At 66.1% G+C, this 19884-nt stretch carries 20 protein-coding genes; 8 read left to right on the forward strand and 12 right to left on the reverse strand.

Annotated elements, in window-relative coordinates:
• Positions 1–208 precede the first annotated feature (208 nt).
• The 3 genes from J8847_RS15145 to J8847_RS15155 are packed head-to-tail and all read right to left on the reverse strand — an operon-like array spanning position 209 to position 4929.
• Positions 209–415 (reverse strand): addiction module protein, encoded by a 207-nt coding sequence (locus J8847_RS15145; protein WP_211525549.1) that lies wholly within the window; start codon positions 413–415, stop codon positions 209–211.
• A gap of 43 nt (positions 416–458) precedes the next feature.
• Positions 459–4034, reverse strand: a complete 3576-nt coding sequence (locus tag J8847_RS15150) for a M1 family aminopeptidase (RefSeq protein WP_373999912.1) — start codon at positions 4032–4034, stop codon at positions 459–461.
• 1 nt (position 4035) lies between these two features.
• Complete coding sequence (locus J8847_RS15155) at positions 4036–4929, reverse strand: ABC transporter ATP-binding protein (RefSeq protein WP_211525550.1); 894 nt, start codon at positions 4927–4929, stop codon at positions 4036–4038.
• Positions 4930–5146: 217 nt separating this feature from the next.
• Between J8847_RS15155 and J8847_RS15160 the strand changes: the two genes are divergently transcribed.
• Positions 5147–5599: a hypothetical protein gene (locus J8847_RS15160; protein WP_211525551.1), complete on the forward strand. Its 453-nt coding sequence runs from the start codon at positions 5147–5149 to the stop codon at positions 5597–5599.
• Between the two features lie 31 nt (positions 5600–5630).
• A complete protein-coding gene (gene coq7, locus J8847_RS15165) occupies positions 5631–6275 on the forward strand; it encodes a 2-polyprenyl-3-methyl-6-methoxy-1,4-benzoquinone monooxygenase (RefSeq protein WP_211525596.1) in 645 nt (214 codons plus the stop codon).
• Positions 6276–6408: 133 nt separating this feature from the next.
• Here the strand turns inward: coq7 and J8847_RS15170 are convergent, their stop codons facing one another.
• The 4 genes from J8847_RS15170 to J8847_RS15185 form a co-directional block, all read right to left on the reverse strand.
• Positions 6409–6831 carry an OsmC family protein gene (locus J8847_RS15170; RefSeq protein ID WP_211525552.1) on the reverse strand — a complete coding sequence of 141 codons (423 nt, stop codon included), beginning with the start codon at positions 6829–6831 and terminating at the stop codon, positions 6409–6411.
• A gap of 76 nt (positions 6832–6907) precedes the next feature.
• Positions 6908–8092: an ABC transporter permease gene (locus tag J8847_RS15175; RefSeq protein ID WP_211525553.1), complete on the reverse strand. Its 1185-nt coding sequence runs from the start codon at positions 8090–8092 to the stop codon at positions 6908–6910.
• The gene (locus J8847_RS15180; RefSeq protein WP_211525554.1) at positions 8089–8820 is read right to left on the reverse strand and encodes an ATP-binding cassette domain-containing protein; all 732 of its coding nucleotides are present in this window, start codon (positions 8818–8820) and stop codon (positions 8089–8091) included. The genes J8847_RS15175 and J8847_RS15180 overlap by 4 nt, the downstream gene beginning before the upstream one ends.
• 13 nt (positions 8821–8833) lie before the next feature.
• Positions 8834–10273: an alpha/beta fold hydrolase gene (locus J8847_RS15185; protein WP_211525555.1), complete on the reverse strand. Its 1440-nt coding sequence runs from the start codon at positions 10271–10273 to the stop codon at positions 8834–8836.
• A gap of 293 nt (positions 10274–10566) precedes the next feature.
• On the opposite strand from J8847_RS15185, the gene rplM reads away from it, so the two are divergent.
• Together rplM and rpsI are read left to right on the forward strand one after the other, a co-directional pair.
• Entirely contained in the window at positions 10567–10995 is a 429-nt protein-coding gene (gene rplM / locus J8847_RS15190) for a 50S ribosomal protein L13 (RefSeq protein ID WP_211521586.1), read from the forward strand.
• A 9-nt stretch (positions 10996–11004) separates the two neighbouring features.
• Positions 11005–11397 carry a 30S ribosomal protein S9 gene (gene rpsI, locus J8847_RS15195; protein ID WP_005667904.1) on the forward strand — a complete coding sequence of 131 codons (393 nt, stop codon included), beginning with the start codon at positions 11005–11007 and terminating at the stop codon, positions 11395–11397.
• A 260-nt stretch (positions 11398–11657) separates the two neighbouring features.
• Here rpsI and J8847_RS15200 read toward each other — a convergent pair whose 3' ends face one another.
• Both J8847_RS15200 and J8847_RS15205 read right to left on the reverse strand, forming a co-directional pair.
• Positions 11658–12608: a lipase secretion chaperone gene (locus tag J8847_RS15200; RefSeq protein WP_211525556.1), complete on the reverse strand. Its 951-nt coding sequence runs from the start codon at positions 12606–12608 to the stop codon at positions 11658–11660.
• A gap of 2 nt (positions 12609–12610) precedes the next feature.
• The gene (locus J8847_RS15205; RefSeq protein WP_211525557.1) at positions 12611–13540 is read right to left on the reverse strand and encodes a triacylglycerol lipase; all 930 of its coding nucleotides are present in this window, start codon (positions 13538–13540) and stop codon (positions 12611–12613) included.
• A 413-nt stretch (positions 13541–13953) separates the two neighbouring features.
• Here J8847_RS15205 and J8847_RS15210 point away from each other — a divergent pair, with 413 nt between their 5' ends.
• Complete coding sequence (locus J8847_RS15210) at positions 13954–14514, forward strand: hypothetical protein (protein WP_211525558.1); 561 nt, start codon at positions 13954–13956, stop codon at positions 14512–14514.
• A gap of 1 nt (position 14515) precedes the next feature.
• On the opposite strand, the gene J8847_RS15215 is transcribed toward J8847_RS15210, so the two are convergent.
• Positions 14516–14899: a MerR family transcriptional regulator gene (locus J8847_RS15215; protein ID WP_211525559.1), complete on the reverse strand. Its 384-nt coding sequence runs from the start codon at positions 14897–14899 to the stop codon at positions 14516–14518.
• 131 nt (positions 14900–15030) lie between these two features.
• Between J8847_RS15215 and argC the strand changes: the two genes are divergently transcribed.
• From argC to erpA, 3 genes are all read left to right on the forward strand, one after another.
• The gene (argC, locus tag J8847_RS15220; RefSeq protein WP_211525560.1) at positions 15031–16068 is read left to right on the forward strand and encodes an N-acetyl-gamma-glutamyl-phosphate reductase; all 1038 of its coding nucleotides are present in this window, start codon (positions 15031–15033) and stop codon (positions 16066–16068) included.
• A gap of 245 nt (positions 16069–16313) precedes the next feature.
• Positions 16314–16715 (forward strand): polymer-forming cytoskeletal protein, encoded by a 402-nt coding sequence (locus J8847_RS15225; RefSeq protein ID WP_211525561.1) that lies wholly within the window; start codon positions 16314–16316, stop codon positions 16713–16715.
• A gap of 53 nt (positions 16716–16768) precedes the next feature.
• On the forward strand, positions 16769–17137 hold the full coding sequence (gene erpA, locus J8847_RS15230; RefSeq protein WP_036247772.1) for an iron-sulfur cluster insertion protein ErpA: 369 nt from the start codon (positions 16769–16771) through the stop codon (positions 17135–17137).
• Between the two features lie 66 nt (positions 17138–17203).
• Here erpA and J8847_RS15235 read toward each other — a convergent pair whose 3' ends face one another.
• Positions 17204–18301, reverse strand: a complete 1098-nt coding sequence (locus J8847_RS15235; RefSeq protein WP_211525562.1) for an anhydro-N-acetylmuramic acid kinase — start codon at positions 18299–18301, stop codon at positions 17204–17206.
• A 132-nt stretch (positions 18302–18433) separates the two neighbouring features.
• The gene (locus J8847_RS15240; protein ID WP_211525563.1) at positions 18434–19801 is read right to left on the reverse strand and encodes a M23 family metallopeptidase; all 1368 of its coding nucleotides are present in this window, start codon (positions 19799–19801) and stop codon (positions 18434–18436) included.
• Positions 19802–19884: the final 83 nt, after the last annotated feature.

Consider the following 19884-nt stretch of genomic DNA (forward strand, 5'->3'; position numbering starts at 1 on the left):
CGTCCGTGGTGCGCTGCTGAATTGGGTTCCGGCCTTCGCCGGAACGACGGTCTCTGAGCTTGGCACTTCGGTTAGCACGTCGTTCCGCCGAAGGCCGGAACCTAAGTGCACGCACACCACCATAAAATGAAAAGGGCCCGCACCCCGCGAGCCCCATGCAAAAAACCGCGGTCACGCCGCGGTTTTCATTCCCTGTGATCAGGGAAGCTTAATCCTGCCACTCTTGCAGCGCGCGGATGGCGGCTTCGCCGTTGCGGATCGCCTTCACGCGGCGCACCACTTCGTTGCGCCAGGCTTCGTCCGCGTCCTCGTCGGCACCATCGATATCCTGCAGCAGCAGGCGCAGCAGCTCGTGCTTTTCCGAAGCACTCAGCGTCTGGATCTTTTCTGCGATCTCGGCAACCACGTTCGACATGATTTTCCTTCCGGAGTGTAGTGAGTCGATCATAACGTGAGAATCATGGGTTGTCGACTGCGACCATGTTGTCTGTTGGTTTCTTGTCGATCAGTTTGTTGTCCGGGTCGATACCGGCCCGTCCCGGACGCACGTCCACCACCAGGACCACCGTCTGTTCCGCCTTGTCGACCAGGCGCCGCTCGCGCACCAGGGCGTTGCCGTTGCGGTCGTCGACGCCGAATTCGATGTAGTCGCGCAGCGGCGCCGGCTTCTCGTCGCCCAGCTCGCCCGCACGCACCTTGGCGGCATGGGCGCGGATCGTCACCTCGAACTTGCCGTCGCGGCGCTGGCGCATCGTGGCGCTCTCGGCGCGGTTCTCGTACAGGACGATGTGCTCGAACAGGTCGTCGATCAGGTAGGCCTTGTCCGCCGGCGTCACCGCGCGCAGGGCGTCGATCAGGCTGCTGGCGGTCGGATAGGGCGCGCCCTGGTAGGCGTGGGTGGCCAGCAGCTGGCGCAGCACGCCGCTCACCACGTCCTCGCCCAGCAGGTCCTGCAGCAGGTAGAGCGCCAGGCTGCCCTTGCGGTAATGGACGTAGTCCTGGTTCTCGTTGTGCCCCAGCGGCAGCTCCTTGCGCGGCTCGGTGGCGCGGCCCATCAGGTAGGCGTCCAGGTTGTAGCGCAGGAAGCGGCGCATCTTGTTCGGGCCGACCGCGCGCTTCATCACCATCAGCGCCGTGTACTCCGACAGGCTCTCGGACAGCACGGTCGCGCCGCGTGTCTCGGCGCCCACCAGCTGGTGGCCCCACCACTGGTGCGCGGTTTCGTGGGCGCTGACGTAGAACGGATAGTCGATGTCCTTCGGCGAGCCGGAATCCACCTTGGCGATGAAGCCGGCGCTCTCGGAGAACGGGATGGTGCCGGGGAAGGCCTGGGCGTAGCGCTCGTAGCGCGGGAATTCGACGATGCGCAGCTCGCGGAACTGGTAGGGGCTGAAGCGCCGCGACCCGTAGTCCAGGCCGGCCTGGGCGCCCTTGATCATGCGGTCGACGTTGTACTCGTGGCCGGGATGGTAGTAGACGTCGATGGTCACGTCGCGCCAGCGGTCGTGGCGCACCTCGTAGCGCGCCGACTGGAAGGCGACCATGTTCAGGATCGGCTTGTCCATCCGGTAGTGGAAGTAGCGGCGGCCATTGGCTATCCATTCCTGCTCCAGGGTGCCGGGCGCGATCGCGATCTGGTCCGGGCTGGTGCTGACCACGGCGTCGAAACTGACCCAGCCGGCGTCGTTGCCGGCCATGTTGTTGGCGCGCGCGGCCGCGTCGTCGCGCGCCGCCATGCGCTCGCGCGGGGCCAGGCCGTGGCGGCGGCGTTCGCGCTCGTCGTCCAGCTCCACCGAGGGCTGGTAGCCGATGCGCGGCATGACGGCATTGGTAAAGAAAGTGCCATTACCGACCACCGGCGTGTCCTGCATCACGCCCAGCAGCCCGCCCGGCACGTAGTCGACCCGGAACTCCAGCGCCAGGCGCGCGCCCGGCGCCAGCGGGGTGGCCAGGCGGTAGTGGTAGAAGCCGTGGTCGACATCGGCGCGCGCCAGGGTCGCCGGCTGCGAGAACCTGGCCGACAGGGCGGCGCCGCGCTGCTGGTAGAGGACGATGTCGGCCAGCGGCCCGCCAGTGCGGTTCTCGAGCTGGTAGTAGCCCTTGATGCGCAGGGAACGCTCTTCCGGACGGATCGCGACTTCCACGTTGACGTCGGCGATGCGCGGCTGCGGCAGGGCGGCGTAGCGGTGGTAGCGCTGTTCGTAGCGGGCGCGCGTGGCTTCCTTCTGCCACGGGGTCTGCCAGCCCGCCGCCGCCATTTCGTAGCACAGCAGGATGCCCACGCCGGCGAACAGCACGAAGCCGGCGCCGAAACCGGCCAGCACCAGCGGCGACAGGTTGCGGCGCGCCAGGCGCAGGCGCTCGCGCAGGCCGGTGTCGACGCCGCGCGGCCACAGCACGCGCGCGGCCACCAGCAGCATGACCGCGGCGCCGGCCCAGTACAGCTGGAACAGGTGTTCGCGCAGCAGGTAGTGGCCGAAGCCGTTCATCGCCGAATAGCTGGCTTCCGGGCTGATGCCGTACAGGACCAGCGGATGGTCGACGCCGAGGGCGCCCAGGGTCACCACCAGCACGTACCAGGCGATCAGGAGGAAGTAGGCCAGGTACTTGTGGTTGACGATCACCTGCACCGCGATCGCCAGCACCGCGATCAGCGCGTACTCCGGCAGCATCACGGTGAACAGGGTGCGCAGGTAGAGGCCGGGCTCGAGGCCGAAGTAGCCCTTGAACAGCTGGATCAGCATCCCGGCGAGCATGGCGATCAGGAGCAGGAAGGCCTGCAGGCCGACCAGGGCCAGGGTCTTGGCGGCCAGCGGCAGCCAGGTCGGCACCGGCAGCGCGTCGAGCATCTGGGCGATGCGCTGGTCGCGGTCGCGCCAGACCAGTTCGCCGGCGTAGAAGATGGTGACCACCAGCAGGAACAGCTCGAACACTTCGCGGATCATGTCCAGCACCATGTAGGTGACCGGATAGGTCGGCGTGCCGTAGATCGAGCCCAGGTCGAGCGAGCTGGCCACCAGGGCCAGCACGCCGGCCAGGGTCAGCACGGCGAAGTAGATGTTCTTGACCGATTCGCGCAGGTTGGTCCAGGCGGTGGTGACCAGCAGGATCGCCAGGCTGCGGCCGGCGAAGTCGGGCGCTTCGCGGGTGTCGACGGCGCTGTGGGCCAGTTCCACCGGCGTCTCGGCCGGGCCGCGGCCGCGGCCGCGCGGGTCCAGGTCGCCGATCAGGTGCAGGCGCCAGTAGCCGAGCAGCAGCACGACCGCGCCCAGGGCGGCCCAGATCAGGCGGTTGACCAGGTAGACGCCTTCCAGCCCGATCGCGCGCGTATTGCGCTCGGCGATCGGCCAGTACTCGGTCAGGCGGATCAGGGCTGTGGTGCCGAAGGGGTCGATCAGGGCCGCCAGGGTCTTGTAGTCGAGGTCGCGCGCCAGCCCGGGCGCGACGACATAGCCGATCATCATGACCACGCTGGCCACATAGACCGGCAGCATGCGCCGGGTCAGGGCCGCCAGCACGAAGAAGATCGCGCCGAAGATGAAGATGTTTGGCAGCAGCGTGTACAGGTAGGGCTGCACGAAGCTGGCCAGGCTGGCCGGCCCCAGGCGGTCGGGCGCGATGCCCGGAATGAAGCTGCCCAGCCAGGCGCCCAGCAGGATGCTGGAGAAGATCACCGCCAGCACCACGAAGGCGCCGAGGAAGCGGCCGAACACGTAGTGGTACTTGCGGATCGGCGCGCTGTAGAAGAAGTGGTGCATCTGGTATTCGAAATCCTGCTGCACCGAGCGGCCCATCACGGCCGCCGTCACCACCACCCCGAAGCAGCCGAGGAAGGCGGTGGTCAGGGCGATCTGGCGCGGGGCGTTGAGCAGGACCCGGCCGCCGAAGGACACCACGGCGTCGCGGAACACGCCGCCGGCGGCGGCCATCCACAGCATGGCCAGGGCCAGGAAGACCCCGAAATACACCCAGGTGGACAGCAGGCGCAGGCGCTGTCCCGCCTCGAAACGGGCGATGGCGAACAAAGGACTCACGTCAGCAGGTCCCCGCGGCCGGGTTGTAGCGGCCGGCGATGGTGGCGAAGTAGACGTCCTCCAGGCTGGCGCGGGCCGGCTCGAAGCCCTCGCCCGGATCGTCCTCGGAATACACGTGGATCAGGGTGCGGCCGCTCAGCAGCCGGGTCGAGATCACGGCGTAGCGCTTCTGGAACTCGGGCAGCTCCTGCTTGGTGACCACGCGCGCCCAGATATAGTCCTCGATCCCGTAGATCAGGTCCTGGGGTTCGCCGCACAGCAGCACCTGGCCCTTGTTGATGATGGCCATGTTGGCGCACAGGTCGGCCACGTCGGACACGATGTGGGTCGAGAGCAGCACGGTGCGGTCTTCGCCGATGTCGGACAGCAGGTTGTGGAAGCGCACCCGCTCCTGCGGATCGAGGCCGGCGGTCGGCTCGTCGACGATGATCAGGCGCGGGTCGCCCAGCAGGGCCTGGGCGATGCCGAAGCGCTGGCGCATGCCGCCCGAGAAGGTGCCCAGGCGCTGCTCGCGCACTTCCCACAGGTTGGTCTGCTGGAGCAGGCCGTCGACCACTTCGCGCCGCCGCGCCTTGTTCGACACGCCCTTGAGCTGGGCGAAATGGTCGAGCAGTTCGTAAGCGGTCACTTTCGGATAGACGCCGAAATCCTGGGGCAGGTAGCCCAGCATGCGGCGCACCTCGTCCTTTTCGTCGAGGACGTCGATATCGTCCAGGAAGACCGAGCCGGAGTCGCATTCCTGCAGGGTGGCCAGGATGCGCATCAGGGTCGATTTGCCCGCGCCATTGGGGCCGAGCAGGCCGAACATCCCGGCCGGGATGGTCAGCGTGACACGGTCCAGGGCCACCACGCCATTGGCGTAGGTCTTGGACAAATTGCGGATGCGTAATTCCATGAAGACTCCTGAACCCTGTGCGCAAGCACGTATGTATTTATTGCAAGCACTTTTTCGACACTTGCATTGTATTAAATTGTCACTGACAACGTGGTGCTAATGCGACGCGCGGGCGAATCCGCTACCTGGACTGCAAAAAACCGATGGTTCGCGGCATATTATATTTCTCCATGTAAACACTTCTCACGCTCCGGCGGGAAATATGGATAATGGACATATGAACACTGCCACCCAAGACAGGCTCCTGATCCTGATGCGCGAAGGGCGCGGCCGGGTCGAATCGACCGACTGGTTCCGCGTCGCGCTGGGCCTGGTGTACCTGGCCGGGCTGATGACCAAGGAAACGATCGACTTCAAGAAGGTCGACCGCGAGTTCAACCGCTTCATCTACCACACCCTCGGCAAGGGGCACAGCATCGCCAGCGTGCTGCAGTACATGAGCGGGGAGAAGGTGATGCCGGTGGTCGAGTCCGAGCGCTTCCTGGAGGCGTTCCAGCGCCACTGCCCGGAAGTGCCGCTGGAGTCGATTCCCTTCCTGCTCGAACTGAATTTGGGCGTGGCGAAGAACATCTCGGGGCTGGAGCCGGTCGGGCCGCTGGCGGAGTGGATCGCGCGCAGGAAAGCCGAAGCGCCGGAAGGCGGCGGCCTCGATGCGGCGCAGGGAATATAATGGCGCTTTGGCGACTTGTACCGTGAATCCTATGTCAGCGAACCGCTTTATATCTCCTTTGGACCACCTGATCGTCGGCTTCGACAAAGCCCTGCGCGTGGTGGGCGGCGTGGCCTCGATGTCGCGCCCGAACCCGGGCGCGCATGCCGTCGACTGCGAACTGAGCGACGAGGAGCGCCGCCACAGCGCGGGCCTGATGCGCGTGAACCACGTCGGCGAAGTCTGCGCCCAGGCGCTGTACGACTCGCAGGCGCGCTTCGCCCAGACGCCGGAAATGCGCGCCCAGTTCGAGCAGGCCGGCCGCGAGGAAGAAGACCACCTGGCCTGGACCGCGCAGCGTTTGTCGGAACTCGGCTCGCAGCCGAGCGTGCTCAATCCGCTGTGGTATGCCGGCGCCTATGTGCTGGGCAGCATCGCGGCCAAGATCGGCGACAAGCACAGCCTGGGCTTCGTGGTCGAGACCGAGCGCCAGGTGGAGGCGCACCTGAACAGCCATCTGAGCCTGCTGCCGCCGCAGGACGCCAAGTCGCGCGCGATCGTCGAGCAGATGCGGGTGGATGAGGTGGCGCACGGCGCCAAGGCCGAGGCGCTGGGGGCGGCGAACACGCCGCTGCCAGTGCGCATGGCGATGACGGCGATGTCGAAGGTGATGACGACGACGGCGTATTACGTCTGAGTCAAACCTTAGCCCGCTGCTCCAAAGCGTCATCCCCGCGCAGGCGCGGACCCAAGTTTGCGTGCAATTCGTCTGCGCTATGACCTTGGGTCCCCGCCTGCGCGGGGATGACGTTATTTGAGTGTACGAAAACTCAGACTTCGACGATCTCGAACGAGTGCGTCATCTCCGCCGTCTTCGCCATCATGATCGACGCCGAGCAGTACTTGTCGTGCGACAGGTTGATCGCGCGCTCCACCGTCGCCGGCTTCAGGTTGCGCCCGCTGACCACGAAGTGGAAGTTAATCCTGGTGAACACCTTCGGATCGGTTTCCGCGCGCTCCGCCTGCAAGGTCACCTCGCAGCCCTGCACATCCTCGCGGCTGCGCTTGAGGATCAGGACCACGTCGTAGGCGGTGCAGCCGCCGGTGCCCAACAACACCATCTCCATCGGGCGCGGGGCCAGGTTATGGCCGCCGCCTTCGGGCGCGCCATCCATGGCCACCATGTGGCCGCTGCCGGTCTCGGCCCGGAAACTCATGCCCGACGGGCCATTCCAGCTGACTTTCACTTCCATGTAGATTCTCCGCGGTTGGTACAGATGCCCGGGCTATTGTAAGGCAGCCCCCGGAATCGCGCCGGGGACGGTCCAATCACACCGACAGCACGTACTTCTCGCTGCGCATGCGCCAGCTCGCGATCGCGACGATCACCAGCGCCGGCAGCAGCGAGCACAGGAAGGTCAGCAGCCAGGGCAGGGCGCCGACGTCGCCGCCCTTGGCCGCCTCCTTGGCCAGGGTCTGGTTCGACAGCATCGGCACCAGGTACATCCACTGCGCGGTCTTGAGGTCGAGGAAGGACACCACCATGCCCGGAACCAGCGGCACGATCAGCACGATGCTCAACAAGGTCTGGGCTTCCTTGAAGGTCTTGGAATTCATCGCCACCGCCACGTACATCGCCGCCGCCAGCAGCGACAGCGGCACGGCGATCACGCACATCCCGAGCAGGGTGTCCCAGCCCATGCTCCAGGACAGGCCGATTTCCTCGAGCCGCAGCCACTTGAAGATGACGTGCCCGAGCACCAGCGAGAAGGTCACGCCGATCACGCCGAGCAGGCTGGCCGCCAGCCACTTGCCGCCGACGAGTTCCCAGGTATGGGCCGGCTGCGCCATCAGCACTTCGAAGGAACGGCGCTCGCGTTCGCCGGCGGTGCTGTCGATCGCCGAGGACAGCGACAGCATGAAGGCCGGGAAGAACAGCACGCCGATCATGCCGCCGATGACGGCCGCCGAGCGCGAGGCATTGGTGCCGGTGTCGTAGCGCTGCACCTGGATCGGGTTCAGGGCCGCCGGCGAAACGCCGTGGGCCAGCAGGCGCGCGCTGGCGATGTTGCTGCTGTAGGCTTCCAGTACCTCTTCCACTTCGCGCCGCTGGGCGCCGCGTTCGGCCGCCGAGTCGTACCAGACTTCGATGCGCGCCGGGCGCATCGCCTGGTAGTTGTCGGCGAAGTTCTCGGACAGGCGCAGCACGGCCACCGCATGCTTGGCGCGCAGCAGTTCGGCGATGCCTTCGTCGCTGGTCGGCGCCGTGTCCTTGGCGGTGATGTTCTTTTCCGCCAGCTGGGCCATCAGGGTCGGCGCCCTGGCGCCGCCGATCACCGCCAGTTCGATGCCTTCGCGCTCGATCTTGGTGTTCTTGCTGATGATCTGGTTCAGGGTCAGGCCGATCAGGAAGGGATAGAGCAGGGTCACCAGGGCCAGGGTGGCCAGGGTGCGCTTCTCGCGCAGGGTTTCGCGCAGCTCCTTGCGGAACACGATCAGGAGTTTGGAGTTCATGCGATCCCTTCTTCGGTGCCGACCAGGCTCACGAATGCATCTTCGAGGTTGGCGATGCCGGTGCGCCGGCACAATTCGTCGGGCGAGCCCTGGGCCACGGTATGGCCCCTGGCGATGACGATCACGTCCTCGCACAGGTGGATCACTTCCTGCATCACGTGGGTGGCCATGATCACGCAGCAGCCGTCAGCGCGCAGGGCGGCCAGCGCGGTGCGCAGGGCGCGCGTGCTCATCACGTCCAGGCCGCGGCTCGGTTCGTCCAGCAGCAGGTGGCGCGGGCGGTGCAGCAGGGTGCGCGCCAGCGCCACCTTGATGCGCTGCCCTTGCGAGAAGCCCTTGGTGCGGCGCGCGAGGATATCGTCCATGCCGAGCAGCTCGGAGACTTCCTCGATGCGGCGCGTGAGGGCCGTCCCGCCCATGCCGTTGAGTTCACCGAAATAGGTGAGGTATTCGTGGGTGGTCAGGCGCTCGTAGAGGCCGAACTGGTCGGTCAGGAAGCCGATGTCGCGGCGCACCGCCATCGGGTCTTTTTCCGGATCGACGCCGCCGACCGAGATGCTGCCGTGGTCGCGCCGGAGCAGGCCGACCAGGGTGCGCAGCAGGGTGGTTTTGCCGGCGCCGTTGGGGCCGAGCAGCGCGGTGATCTGGCCGTCGCGCGCGGTGAAGGAAACGCCGCCCAGCGCCTGGACGGCGCCGAAGGACTTGCGGACATCGTGGACTTCAATCATGGTCGGTCGCTATTCAGGGTTGCGGCCCGGCGCTGCCGAGCTGGAAGGTCGGGGCCGGGATCTTTTTGAGGCAGGCCGTGTCGAGCGCGGCTTGCGGCTTGTCGAGGAATTCGCGCAGCAGGCGCGGCGCGCAGCCGAGCTGCGAGACGCCGTGGCCGGCATTGGCCACCACCACCTGCTGGGCGCGCGCCATGTACCTGGCCGCGGTGGCGGCGCGGTGCGGCGGCGTGACCGGATCGAGCGCGCCGGACAGCAGCAGGGCCGGGGCCTCGATCCTGGCCGGCGCCGCCAGGGGCACGGCCGGCACGTTCATCGTCTTGCAGATCGACGGGAATTTTTCCGCCAGGGTCTTGGTGAGCTGGCCGGTGTCCTGCGCCAGCAGCTCGGGCGTCAGGCGCGGCACGTCTTCGGCGCACACCACCGCCAGGTGCAGCAGCATCGACATGCTGGCGTCCATGCCGAAGTCGGTGCTCAGGTTCTGGCGCGCGACGAAGGGGCCCCAGCGGCCCTGGCTGGCGCTGTGGAGCAGGAAGGGCAGGCGGCGCGCATCGGCCGGCGAATACAGGATGTTGTGGACGGTGCCGAGGAAGCGCGGCGCCGTCATGGTGAAGCTGACCGGTTCGGCGGTGCGCGGATCGGGCAGGCTCACGGGAATGCCGCCGCGTTCCAGCCTGGCCACGAGCGCGTTGAATTCGGCGCGCAGCGCGGGGAAGGCCTTGTTGCAGCCCGCATCCTTGGCGCACTGGGCGAACAGGCCGTCCAGCGCGGCCTGCGCGTCCCTGGCGCCGGCCGGGATCACCTGGTCGGGCGCGGCGACGCCGTCCAGCAGCAGGCTGCGCACGCTGGCCGGGAAGGCGCGCGCATAGACCTGGGCCAGGCGTGTGCCGTAGGAGCCGCCCCAGAGATTGACCTGGCCATAGCGCAGCGCGCGGCGCACCTGTTCGAGGTCGCGCGCGCTGGCCGCGGTGGTATAGGCGCCGTAGCGGACCTTGGTGCTGGAAATGCAGGCGCGCAGCTCGGCTTCGAGCTGCTCCTCGCTCATGCGCTCGTGTTCCGGCTTGCTTTCGCAATCGAGCTTGCCCGACAGGCCGGTGCCGCGCTGGTCGATGAAGACCAGGTCGCGGGTGGCGCGCACGCGCTGCAGCGCCGGGAGCAGGGTCAGGACGTCGCTGCCGGCCTGGCCAGGGCCGCCGGCCAGCACGAACAGCGGGTCGGCGCGGGTGCCTTCGCGCAGGGCGGGGGCGACGGTGATGTGCAGCTTGAGGGTGCCGGCGCGCGGATCGGCGTAATCGAGGGGCACCGGCACGCTGACGCAGCGCAGGGCTTCGGTGACGCCGGGCAGGTGGCAGCTGCGCGTGCTGGCCGCCGCCTGGGACGGCGACGCAGGTGCGGCGGCTCCGGCGGAGCCTGCCAACAGCAGCGGCAGGGCGCATAGGACGAATTGCTTCTTCACTGAGTCTCCTTGAGGTTGCCATGATGGTAAGTTGGCCCTCTTTCCGGGGTCAATCGATTGTTCCACCGGTGCATGAAATTATGAGTGTGGGGTAGCTCTCTAGAAATAATCTTGCGCTAGCGCGTGCGGGGAAAGGAAAAAACGACAGCATGTGGGATGCGGATTGACGTGGCATGCCCGGTTGGGCTATCATCGTGGGCTTTCCGTTTGCTCAGGAAAAGACAATAAGGCAGAGTCCGCTGATGTTTGGGGCGGAACCACCATTTGAGCAATTTCTTTATTAGGAAGTCAACATGAAAACTTTTTCCGCTAAGGGCCATGAAGTCCAGCGCGACTGGTTTGTGATTGACGCGACGGACTTGGTCCTCGGACGTGTTGCCAGCGAAGTGGCACTCCGACTGCGCGGCAAACACAAGCCGGAATTCACTCCGCACGTCGATACCGGCGATTTCATCATCGTCGTCAATGCAGGCAAGCTGCGCGTGACCGGCACCAAGGCCACCGCCAAGACCTACTACCGTCACTCGGGCTACCCGGGCGGTATCTACGAAACCAACTTCCTGAAAATGCAACAGCGCTTCCCGGGCCGTGCCCTGGAAAAGGCTGTCAAAGGCATGCTGCCGAAGGGCCCGCTGGGCTACGCCATGATCAAGAAGCTGAAAGTGTACGCGGAAGGCACCCACCCGCACGCAGCACAGCAACCTCAAGCACTGACCCTCTAAGGAACTGACATGATCGGTAACTACAACTACGGCACCGGCCGTCGCAAGAGTGCAGTCGCTCGCGTGTTCATCAAGGCCGGCACCGGCCAGATCATCGTGAACGGCAAGCCGGCGTCGGAATACTTCTCGCGCGAAACCGGCCTGATGGTCATCCGCCAGCCGCTGGAACTGACCGGCAACGTCGAGCGTTTCGACATCAAGGTCAACGTGCACGGTGGTGGTGAGTCGGGCCAGGCAGGCGCCGTCCGCCACGGCATCACCCGCGCTCTGATCGACTACGACGCAGGCCTCAAGGGCGACCTGGCACGTGCCGGTTTCGTCACCCGTGACGCCCGTGAAGTCGAGCGTAAGAAAGTTGGTCTGCGCAAAGCACGTCGCGCAAAGCAGTTCTCGAAGCGTTAATCGCCTTCACAGCGCCTTGTGCGCTGCTGCAAAAGCCGCCTGCTGCAAAGCTGGCGGCTTTTTGTTTTGGGCGGCCGCCAGTCCGGTCCCTCAGCGCGTCGTTCCGGCGAAGGCCGGAATCCAAGTTTCTATGCAAACCACTTATGCCAGCGTTAGTGGAACGCTTGCACACTTGGGTTCCGGCCTTCGCCGGAACGACGGGCTAATGCAAACAATATTTGCATGAGACAGTAGCCGTGCAAATATCCTTTGCGCCGCCTCTACTGCAGGCTTCCTTCATACGCCGGCAACCTCCGCTGCTCCTCCGCCGTGAACATCCGCTCCCGCAGTCCCGCCAGCGCCCGCGCATCCCGCAGGCTCCGGCGCGCATCGAGGTAAGCGGCGATCCTGCGCCGCCACTCCGCTTCTTCCCGGTCCACCTCGGCCAGCCTTCGCGCCGCATCGGGATCGAGCGCCTCGGCGCGCGCCCGGAACACTTCCTCGTCCCCGGCGCCGCGTGCGCGCATCTGCCCGACCGATTCCTCCAGCCGCGCGATGCGTACCGGCGCCGCACGCGCCTCGCGCACCTCCGGCGGCAGGGCGGCGTCCAGCTCGGCCAGCCGCTCGCGCTGCTGGTCCGCGCTCAGTGCCCGGTCCTGGCGGACTTCGACGCGGGCCAGCATGTCCTGCTGTTCGGCGTCCTCGCGTCCGAACATCGCACGGCTCTCCTGCGCGCTGAAGTAGCGCCCGCGCAGCGTGCGCATGGCCTGCAGGCGCTTGCGGATGGCCGCCGCACCGGCGCCCGCCAGGTCCTTGCGGCGCTCCAGTTCCACCAGCGCCGCCTTGTAGCCGAGATAGCGGCCCAGCAGCTGCCTGGCCGCATTCGATGCGGGCGGACGCAGGCGCCGCTCCAGCTCGCGCTCGATTTCGGCGCGCACCTGTGCGGGCGTCTTCTCGCCCACGGTCGCCAGGTAGTAGTCGAACAGTTCGACCAGGTCTTCATTGGCCACCAGCAGGCCGTCCGCGCCGGTAGTGGCGCCGCCATCGGCGTGCGTGCCTGCGAGCGAAGGCGCAAAGGAAGCGGCCTGGCCCGCAGCCTTCGCCGGCGTCGCCGCGGGCGCCGCGGGCGCTGCGGCGTCCCGCGCCGGCAGCCAGGCGAACACCCAGGCGCACAGCGCGGCGGCCGCCAGCAGGGCCGCCGCTTCCCATACCAGGGTCGGGACGCGGCGCATGCTTACAGTCCCATCTCGCGCAGGCGGTTGGCCTGCTGGCGGTAGACGGTCTTGGGATTGGTCTCGAACAGGTTGACGAGGCCGGCCACCTGGTTGACTTCATCCATGTGGTTCATGCCGTAGTCGTCGCGGATCACGCGCCCCAGCCGGCTCGAGCAGCTGCCGACCAGCCCGTCGTTCTTCTCGCCATGGAAGGCCAGCGAGAGCAGGGCGAGCGAACCGTCGAGCGGGTCGAGCAGGTTGGTGAAGGGCTGGGCGCCGCTCCACGAGAAGTAATGGACGCCGTTGACCTGGTAGTCGCCTTCGCCGCAGGCGGTGCGCGGCACGCCCTGCGGATGCCTGCTGTTGAAGGCGGCCGCGCCGGCGGTCGTCATCGAGGCCAGCGCCGCGGTCGACATCTGCGTGCTGCCGTCGCCGGACAGGAAGGCGATCGTGCCCGCCACGCCGTTGACGATGGAAGCCAGCGCCGCTTCCGAGAACGAACCGGGCGCCACCGAGCCGCGCACGATGTCCGCCAGCGGCGCGCCCTTGTGCACGCCGCCGACGCTGGTCACCGAAGCGACCAGCTGCGGCGCGACCGAGGCGACGTAGCGCACGGTCGGCCCGCCGTGGCTATGCCCGATCAGGTTCACTTTCTGGGCGCCGGTGGCCGCAAGCACCCGCTTGACGTAGGCGAGCAGCTGCTCGCCGCGCACTTCGGTGCTGTTGGCCGCGGTCACCTGGGCGATATGGACCTGGGCCCCGTCCCGGCGCAAGGCGTCGGCGATGCCGAACCAGTAGCCGTAGGGGCCGATCGTGTCCCAGCCGAGGAAGCCGTGCACCAGCACGATGGGGTATTTGGTTTGCGTGTAGCCCTGGGCCAAGGCCTGGGCAGGGAAGAGCGAAAGGGCGAGCAGGGCCATGCCGATCCATTGAACGATCCGCTTGATCATGGGTGTCTCCGATGTAGGTTGGTGTGGTGCCGGCAAAAACCAGAGTACGGCTACTGCCGCGCTCGCTCAAGCGTCGCCAGCTTGCTTGCTTTCATGCACCCATGTGCGGAGGAACGCTCCTGCCGGAGAAATGGTGAGATCGTTCTCATCCATGTTCGCAGCGGATAACAAAAGTAAGGTCCGAACGTTCGTTCGTAAATGCGCCATGTTTTTTGGGCAAATTTCGCGAATCGGAAAACTCCGAGGCGCTTTCGCAACAGAACTCAAGACAAGGCCGAGGTTTCAGGCCGGACGGGTAAAAAGCGAACGGTTTGTGCGGCTTTTTTTGCGAAGAACGCGCTTGACTCTGCCACTAGTGTCAGCCTCGACGATGATGTTCCGCGCAGGTTGTGCGCCTCAACCAAGGAATCCGCATGCAAAGCAAGCATCTCCTCATCTCGCTGTTCGCCCTGGCACTGGCCGCTCCGGTCCTCGCCGACGACAATCCCCTGGGCACCTCGCCCGCCTGCGGCCCGGCCCAGGACAACAATCCCGACAGCCGCAGCCCGCAGACCCTCGTGCAAGCCTTGTACGAGATCGTCTCCGGCCCGGCCGGCGCCAAAAAAGACTGGGAGCGCATGGACAAGCTGTTCGCGCCGGGCGCCATCGTGACACCCACTTCGCACCGTGAACCCGGCTTCCAGGCCGCGCCGCAAACGCCGCGCCAGTTCGCGGCCCTCAACGATCGTCTGCTGGGCCAGCGCGGCTTCTTCGAGCGCGAAGTGGCGCACCAGGTGAGCCAGTTCGGCCACATCGCGCACATGCACAGCAGCTACGAGACGCGCGAGCGTCCGGATGGCCCGGTCCAGCGCCGCGGCGTGAACAGCCTGCAGCTGATGCATGACGGCGCACGTTGGTGCGTGCTGTCGATCACTTGGGATGCCGAAACGCCGGCCCACCCGATTCCGGCATCGCTCGAGCGTCCGAAGTCCTGATTCAGGGCCCGCCGCCGCGGCGCTGCTCTTCGAGGAAGGCCAGGCGCGCGGCGGCGCTGTCCCGAATCTGCTGGAGGGCCTCGATACGCTGGTCCAGTTCGCCCAGCTTGTCGTGGTAGAGCGCGATGACGTCGCCGCAGATGCTGCGCAGGTCCGGCGGCTGCGGGCCCAGCATGGAGACCACCGGCCGGATCTCCTCGAGCGTGAAGCCATTTCGCAGCAGCACGCGGATGCGCTCGACGAACTGGACTGCCGAGGAGTCGAACAGCCGGTAGCCGTTCTCCCGCCGTACCGAGCTCAATAGCCCGGATTGCTCGTAATGGCGGAGGGAGCGCACGCTGGCGCCGGTCTGCCTGGCCAGCTCACCGATGGACATCATTTTCATAGAGAAATTATAGCGGTGGCGGGCCCGGCGGCAAGCGGGGCGGGCCGGCGCGCCTTGCGAACAAGGCTGTTAAAATTGCAGCCTTCAGCCTTGTCCCGGCAGGGGCCTCATTAATTACCGAAGGAAAGAACATGATCAAAGTTGGCATCGTTGGCGGAACCGGATATACGGGCGTGGAATTACTGCGGCTGTTGGCCGTCCACCCGGATGTCCAGCTGACCGCGATCACCTCGCGCAAGGAAGACGGCCTGCCGGTCGCCGACATGTTCCCCTCGCTGCGCGGCGTGGTCGACCTGGCGTTCTCGAGCCCGGACAAGGCCGACCTGACCCAGTGCGACGTGGTCTTCTTCGCCACCCCGCACGGCGTGGCCATGGCCCAGGCGCCGGCGCTGCTGGCGGCGGGCGTGAAGGTGATCGACCTGGCGGCGGACTTCCGCCTGAAGGACCGCGCCACCTTCGAGAAGTGGTACAAGATCGAGCACACCGCGCCGGAACTGCTGGAAGAAGCCGTCTACGGCCTGCCGGAACTGAACCGCGAAGACATCAGGAAGGCGCGCCTGATCGCCAACCCGGGCTGCTACCCGACCACCATGCAGCTGGGCTTCTACCCGCTGCTCAAGGCCGGCATCATCGATGCAAGTAACCTGATCGCCGACGCCAAGTCGGGCGTGTCGGGCGCGGGCCGCAAGGCCGAGATCGGCACCCTGTTCTCGGAAGCCAGCGACAACTTCAAGGCCTATGGTGTGCATGGCCACCGCCACACCCCGGAAACCTCGGCCCAGCTGCAGCGCTACACCGACCAGCAGGTCGGCCTGATCTTCACCCCGCACCTGGTGCCGATGATCCGCGGCATGCACTCGACCCTGTACGCGCGCCTGACCAAGGACATCGACAACGCCGCCCTGCAGGCGTTGTTCGAAGAGGAATACAAGGACAGCGAATTCGTCGACGTGATGCCCTTCGGCTCGCATCCGGAAACCCGCTCGACCCGCGGCTCGAACATGCTGCGCCTGGCGCTGCATCGTCCGGAGCCGGGCAATACCTTGGTGATCCTGGTGGTCCAGGACAACCTGGTGAAGGGCGCGTCGGGCCAGGCGGTGCAGTGCATGAACCTGATGTTCGGGCTTGAAGAGTCCAAGGGCCTGAAGCAGATCGCGCTGCTGCCGTAAGCAGCTCGATAACGCACCTGGCAAACGGCGCGTGGACGGCGGCGCCGTCCACCCTACAGCGAACGCCAACGTAGGGTGGACGGGTTCCCCGTCCACGCGTCCAGCCAGCTCATGCACGGCCGCTCCGGCGCCTTATTTCACGTTGCGCAACCGCAACTCCCCCGACACGACCTGGATCAAGGCGCACCCTGTTGAGCACGGTAAATTGACCGATGCACAGATCAACTTTCTACAGGGGTGACGCAATGTTCGGTCGACAAGCGAAAAGCGAAATTGACAGCCTGGTCGGCATTTCGGCCCGGATCGAGGGCGACCTGTGCTTCACGGGCGGCTTGCGGATCGACGGCGAGGTGCACGGCAACGTGGTGGCCGCGGACGGGGCCGACAGCATGCTGATCGTCTCCGAGCACGCCCGCATCGAGGGCGAGGTGAGATGCGCCAGCTTGGTGGTCAACGGCTACATCGCCGGCTCGGTATATTCGTCGGAACTGCTTGAATTACAGCCGAAAGGCCGCATACATGGAGATGTACACTACCGCTTGCTGGAGATGCACGGTGGGGCCTTGGTAACAGGGAAACTGACCCACGAACCAGCCGGCGAACCGGTGTTTCATCTGGCCGACGCTGTCGAAGGCTCGGCAGCATGACTTGCGCCAACGGTCTATAATGGCGCTAGTTGAATTTATTCAGGAGTTTATCCATGACCGCAGTCGCCGAAGTGCAAGAGCACGACACGATCCCCACGCCGATCAACTTCACCGACAGCGCCGCACAGAAAGTTGCACAGCTGATCGAGGAAGAGGGCAATCCCGACCTCAAGCTGCGCGTTTTCGTGCAGGGCGGCGGCTGCTCCGGCTTCCAATACGGCTTCACCTTTGACGAAATCGTCAACGAAGACGACACCACGATGGAAAAGAACGGCGTCCAGCTGCTGATCGACTCGATGAGCTACCAGTACCTGGTCGGCGCAGAGATCGATTACAAGGACGACCTCGAAGGCGCCCAGTTCGTCATCAAGAACCCGAACGCCACCTCGACCTGCGGCTGCGGTTCGTCGTTCTCGGCTTAAGTTCCCCAGGCCCCGGCAGCAGTGCCGGGTGGTCCAGACGGCCCGCTCCTCGCGGGCCGTTTCCGTTTACGCAGGATACAGCGCGCCCAGAATGCGCAGCCCGCGCGCGCCGGTGACGGCCGGCAGGTTGCCCGGTTCGCGCTGGGCGAAGCGCCAGCCCAGCCAGGCGAAGGCTAGCGCCTCCACCCGGTTCGGCGCCACGCCCAGCGCCGCCGTCGATTCCACCTTCCCCCCGTCCAGCGCCGCGCTGATGTCGCGCAGCAGGGTGCCGTTGTAGGCGCCGCCGCCGCAGACATACACGGCATCCGGCTTCACCCCTTCCTCCCGGATCGCGCGCGCAATCGTCACCGCCGTCAGGCGGGTCAGCGTGGCCTGCACGTCCACAGGCGCCAAGCCCGGGCATTGCGCCAGTTTTGCGTCCAGCCATTGTTCATGGAACAAGTCGCGGCCAGTGCTTTTGGGGGCGGGCTGGCGGAAGTAGGGCTCGTCGAGCAGGATGCCGAGCAGCGGCGCGTCGACCGTGCCGCTGGCGGCCCAGGCGCCATCCTCGTCGTAGGCGCGGCCCTGGTGGCGGGCGATCCACAGGTCGATCAGGACATTGCCCGGGCCGGTGTCGAAGCCGGTCACGCGGCCGTCGCCGTGCAGCACGCTGATGTTGCCGATGCCGCCGATGTTGACCACCACGCGCGGCGTGCCTGGCTTGCCGAAGGCGGCTTCGTGGAAGGCCGGCACCAGGGGCGCGCCCTGGCCGCCGGCGGCGATGTCGCGGCTGCGGAAGTCGGCGATCACGTCGATGCCGGTCAGTTCGGCCAGCAGCGAGGGGTTGTTGGTCTGGCGGGTGAAGCCCAGTTCCGGGCGGTGGCGGATGGTCTGGCCGTGCACGGCGACAGCGGCCACAGGGCCGGCGGCCGAGGGCAGCAGGGCGCGCACGCAGTCGGCGTAGGCCAGGGCCAGGCCGTTGGCGGCCAGGGCTTCACGTTCCAGTTCGTTCGGGCTGGCGGCTTGCAGGGCCATCAGTTCGGTGCGCAGCTCGGCCGGGAAGGGGGCGAAGGCGGCGGCCAGGGTGTGGATGGCGCCGTTCGAGAAGTCGGCCAGCACGCCGTCGACGCCGTCGAGGCTGGTTCCGGACATCAGGCCGATGTAGAGGGTGGAGGATTCGCTCATGGTTTCTTATTACTTGGTGTAGGCGGGCGTGGGTGGCCGGGACCCAAGTTTATCAGCTCAGCCATCGGCCCCAAACAAAACGCCCCCCGGTGCACGAGGCAGCGGAGGGCGTTTCAATTCAGAACGTAAAGCTCAGCGCGCAGCCATCGTCGTGCCGCCGCTCGGCGACAGCAGCGAGAAGCGGTGGTTCATTTCGGCAGCCGCCATGCGGAAGCGGGCCAGTTCGGACTGGTTCAGCGGTTGCTGGGCCAGCGACTTGAACTGGTTCGGGTCCTTGGCCTGGCCGGCCACGCGGAACTCGTAGTGCAGGTGGGCGCCGGTCGACCAGCCGGTCGAGCCGACGTAGCCGATCACCTGGCCCTGGCTGACCTTGGCGCCGCGGCGCAGGCCCGGAGCGAAGCGGCTCATGTGGGCGTAGGCGGTGCTGTAGCTCGACCAGTGCTTGAGGACGACCATGTTGCCGTAGCCGCCAGACACGCCGGCGAAGTCGATGGTGCCGTCGCCGACCGCACGGATCGGCGTGCCCATGCCGGCCGCGTAGTCGACGCCCTTGTGCGCCTTCCACTTGCCCGAGATCGGGTGCACGCGCATCGAGAAGCCCGACGAGATACGCGAGAACTCGAGCGGCGACTTCAGGAATGCCTTCTTGAGGGACTTGCCGTCCAGGGTGTAGTAGCCGCCCTGCTTGGTGACCGGGTCTTCGTACCACACCGACTGGTGAGCGACGCCGCGGTTGACGAATTCGCCCGCCAGGATGCGGCCGGTCTTGACCAGTTCGCCGTCCAGCCAGAAGGTTTCGTACACCACGCTGAAGCGGTCGCCACGCTTGAGGTCCGAACGGAAGTCGATGCTGGTCGAGAACATCTCGATGATCTGGCCGACGATCGAATCCGGCAGGCTGCCGCCATCGACGTTGGAGTCGGTGGCCGAGTACAGCGAGGTGGTGATGTCGCGCGAACGCATCTCCACGCGGCGCTCCAGCTTGGCAGGGGCCTCGGTGACGGTGAAATCCTCGCCCTTGCGCGCCACGGTGATCGTGCGTGCATCGCCATCCTTGCCATCGGTGAGGGTGGCGCGCAGCGACAGCAGCAGGCCGTTCTCATCGGTTTCGGCCTGGATGCGCTTGCCGGTCTTGAGCGACAGCAGGCGGCGGGCGGTTTTATCGGTGCGGACGAATTTCTGGGCCTCGGCGTCGTTCACGCCAAGACGGTTGAAGACGGAACCGAGCGAGTCGCCGCGGCGAATGCGCTCTTCGTGGATGAATTGCTGCTCGTCCTGCTGGAGGGCGGCGATCTGGTCTGCCAGGTTCGGCAGTTCGAGATCCTGGGCGACTTGCTTGACGGGGAGATCCGACGCGTCTGGTGCGATAGGAGCCACGCCAACAGCGCCAAACGCGCACAGGCTCAGGAAGGCCGCGCCGGCGCTGAGGATGCGCGACTTACGGGTCTTCGGGAGCAGTTGCAGCAGGCTGTTGCCAGTGATTTTATGTATAGGGTTCATGCAATCAGTTAAAATTTGCGGCTGAACTTCTAGGGACCTACATTTCTTATCGTTTTGAAAAGTTTTTTCAAAGCAACAGAAAC

The sequence above is a fragment of the Massilia sp. AB1 genome (genome assembly GCF_018119385.1).
GTDB lineage: Bacteria > Pseudomonadota > Gammaproteobacteria > Burkholderiales > Burkholderiaceae_D > Telluria.